3 protein-coding genes are annotated in these 3,320 nt (G+C 72.3%); all 3 read left to right on the top strand.

Going from position 1 to position 3,320, the window contains the following annotated elements; all coding sequences use genetic code 11:
• Nucleotides 1-148 precede the first annotated feature (148 nt).
• Genes ACFVGO_RS38540 through ACFVGO_RS38530 form a run of 3 tightly spaced genes read left to right on the top strand, consistent with a single transcriptional unit; the run spans nt 149 to nt 3,219 of the window.
• A complete protein-coding gene (locus ACFVGO_RS38540) occupies nt 149-1,702 on the top strand; it encodes an FAD-binding oxidoreductase (RefSeq protein WP_380636828.1) in 1,554 nt (517 codons plus the stop codon).
• The gene (locus tag ACFVGO_RS38535; protein ID WP_359915586.1) at nt 1,695-2,468 is read left to right on the top strand and encodes an SDR family oxidoreductase; all 774 of its coding nucleotides are present in this window, start codon (nt 1,695-1,697) and stop codon (nt 2,466-2,468) included. The genes ACFVGO_RS38540 and ACFVGO_RS38535 overlap by 8 nt, the downstream gene beginning before the upstream one ends.
• A 34-nt stretch (nt 2,469-2,502) precedes the next feature.
• Nucleotides 2,503-3,219 (top strand): DUF2306 domain-containing protein, encoded by a 717-nt coding sequence (locus tag ACFVGO_RS38530; RefSeq protein ID WP_359915584.1) that lies wholly within the window; start codon nt 2,503-2,505, stop codon nt 3,217-3,219.
• Nucleotides 3,220-3,320: the final 101 nt, after the last annotated feature.

The raw sequence follows: 3,320 nt of genomic DNA, 5'->3' as shown, positions 1-3,320 counted from the left end.
GCTGCCCGGACGGTGTTATCGCAGCGCGATCTCCCTCTCCTGGAGGGCCCCGCTGTAGGGGGGGGACCCCCCCCCCGGGCCCGCCCAGGCCCCCCGGGACCCGACCGCCGGCGCCGCGCGCGCCCGGCCCGTGGAAGGACGAACGAGTATGACCGACAGGACCGTTGATCCGACCGGGCCGGTGGTGATCAGGCCCGGGGACCCGCGGTACGAGAACCTCGTCCAGGGATACAACCACCGCTTCGTCGGACAGCCCGACCAGGTGCACGTGGTGACCGGCACCGAGGAGGTGGTGGCGGCCGTCGACCAGGCGGTGGCGACCGGCCGGCGGATCGCGGTCCGCAGCGGCGGGCACTGCTTCGAGGACTTCACCGCCTCCCCCGACGTCCGGGTCCTGGTGGACGTGTCCCAGCTGAACGGCATCTCCTACGACCCCGACCGGCGCGCGATCGAGGTCGGCTCCGGCGCCCTGCTCGGGGACGTCTACCGGACCCTCTTCAAGCGCTGGGGCGTGACGGTCCCGGCCGGCACCTGCCTGGACGTCGGCGTCGGCGGCCACTTCACGGCCGGCGGCTACGGCCACCTCTCGCGCCGCGACGGCCTGGTCGTCGACCACCTCCACGCCGTCGAGGTGGTGGTCGTCGACGAGTCCGGCCGGGCCCGTGCCGTGGTGGCGAGCGCCGACCCCGAGGACCCGCACCACGACCTCTGGTGGGCCCACACCGGCGGTGGCGGCGGCAACTTCGGCGTGGTGACCAGGTTCTGGCTGCGCACCCCGGGGGCCGACTCGGCCGACCCGGCCCTGCTGCTCCCCCGGGCTCCGGCCCGGGTCTGGAAGCGGACGGTCATGTGGCCCTGGGAGGGCATGACCGAGGAGGCCCTCGCCACCCTGCTGCGCAACTACTGCACCTGGTACGAGGAGCACGACGACGCCGACGCGCCGGCGGCCGGCCTGTGGAGCAACCTGATCGTCACCCACCGGAACTCCGGGGCCTTCGGGATGGTCGTGGTGATCGACCACGAGGGGCCGGACGCCGAGAAGGTGCTGGCCGAGCACTTCGACGCGGTCAGCGCCGGGGTCGGGGTGGAACCGTCGGTGCACGTCACCGAGGTCGTACCCTGGCTGAGCTCCTGGCTGCCCTCGTACAGCTTCCCGAACGACCCCAAGGGGCGCTACAAGGACAAGGCCGCCTACCTGCGCAAGGGTTTCACCGACCACCAGCTCGGGGTGGTCTGGCGCTACCTGAGCGATCCGCAGCACATCAACCCGATGTCGTGCCTGGTGGTCGCCGGCTTCGGCGGCAGGGTCAACACCGTCGCCCCCGACGCCACCGCCACGGCCCAGCGGGACTCGATCCTCAAGGTCCTCTACAGCGGCGGCTTCTGGCTGTCCGCGGACCAGGACGAGGCCTGCATCTCCTGGGTCCGGGAGTTCTACCGCGAGGTCCACGCCGGGACCGGCGGCGTCCCCGTCCCCGACGGGTTCACCGACGGCGCCTACATCGGCTACCCCGACCGCGACCTGGCCGACCCCGCCCTCAACACCTCGGGGGTGCCCTGGTCGGTGCTCTACTACGGCGGCAACTACCCGCGCCTGCAGCGGGTCAAGCGGGCGTACGACCCCCGGAACGTGTTCCGCCACGCACTGTCGATCGAACCAACCGACGCACAGCCGGACTTGCTGGAGGTTCAGGATGCTTGAGAACAAGGTCGTCGTGGTCTCGGGGGTCGGCCCCGGCCTGGGCCGGGCCATCGCCCTGCGCGCCGCGCAGTCGGGGGCGGACGTGGTGCTCGCCGCCCGGACCGCCTCCCGGCTCGCCGAGATCGCCGCGGAGGTCGAGCGCACCGGGCGCCGGGCACTGGCCGTACCGACCGACATCACCGACGACGAGTCGGCCGCCGCCCTGGTCAAGACCGCGACGGAGGCCTTCGGCCGGATCGACGCCCTGGTCAACAACGCCTTCGCGGTGCCCCCGCTGGTCGACCTCGGCGAGGTCGAATTCGCGGACGTGCGCGCCGGGTTCGAGACCAACGTCTACGCCGCGCTGCGGCTCACCCGGCTGTTCGCCCCCGCCCTGGCCGAGAACCGGGGCTCGGTCGTGATGATCAACTCCGCGGTGATCCGGCACTCCAAGCGGCTGTTCGGCGCCTACAAGATGAGCAAGGCCGCCCTGCTGTCGCTGGCCCAGAGCCTGGCCACCGAGCTCGGCCCGCAGGGCATCCGGGTGAACACCGTCGCCCCCGGCTACATCTGGGCGGACGCCCTGCGCGAGGGCTTCGGCCACTGGGCCGCGCAGCGCGGCGTCACCGTGCAGGACATCTACGACGAGATCGCGGCCACCCTCGACCTCGGCCGGCTCCCCGAGCCCGACGAGATCGCCGACGCCGTGCTGTTCCTGATGTCCCCGCTCTCCCGCGCCGTCACCGGCCACTGCCTGGACGCCAACGCCGGCGAGTACCACCACTGAACCACCCGGACCCAACGGAAGTCGAGGATCAGCGGTGACACGGAACACGAAGCCGTCCGGGGCCCTGGCCGCCGGACCGGAACGCACGAGACCCGGCACCGGAGCGGGCGCGACCGCACCGAGCTGGTGGCAGAGCCCATGGGTGACGGCCCTGGCCGTCCTCGTGGTCTTCAATCTGGTGTACGCCTTCCCCCGGTACCTGAGCGGCGGCCCGGGCCAGGCCAGGATCCCCCTGGACCCGTCCTTCCCGGCGCACTACGCCGTCCTGGTGGGGCACGTCGTCTTCGGCAACATCTCGATGGTGACGGTCTTCCTCCAGGTCCTGCCCTGGATACGCCGCAACCACCCGGCGGTGCACCGGATCAGCGGCCGGGTGTACATCTTCGCCGGGGCCCTGCCCGGCGGCCTGCTGGCCCTGGTGCTGCTGCCCTACTCCACCGCCCCGAGCGGAAAGATCGGCCTGGCCATGATGGGCGGGCTCTGGCTGCTCACCACCGTGCTCGGGCTGCGGGCCGCCCTGCAGCGCCGGTTCGTCGACCACCGGCGCTGGATGGTCTACAGCTTCGCGATGGCCCTCGGCACGAGTTGGGGCCGGGTCGTGGTGGAGCTGATGGGGTACATCCCCGGCTTCAAGCTCGACCTCCCGGTACTCCTGGAGGTGGCCAACTGGGCCGGCTGGGTGGTCAATCTGCTGGTCGCCCACTGGTGGCTGGAGCGGACCGGACCCCGGGCCGCCCAGCTGGTGCGCTGACGGTTCCTCCCCGCGGGGGGGGGGGGGGGGGGGGGCGAGGGGGAGGACGGGGTGGCTTGGTGGAAGGGGAGAGGGGGGGATACAAAGCAACGCGGGAAACA

This window comes from Kitasatospora sp. NPDC057738 (assembly GCF_042798815.1).
GTDB lineage: Bacteria > Actinomycetota > Actinomycetes > Streptomycetales > Streptomycetaceae > Kitasatospora > Kitasatospora lactacystinica.
This window is presented reverse-complemented; position numbering and strand designations above follow the sequence as displayed.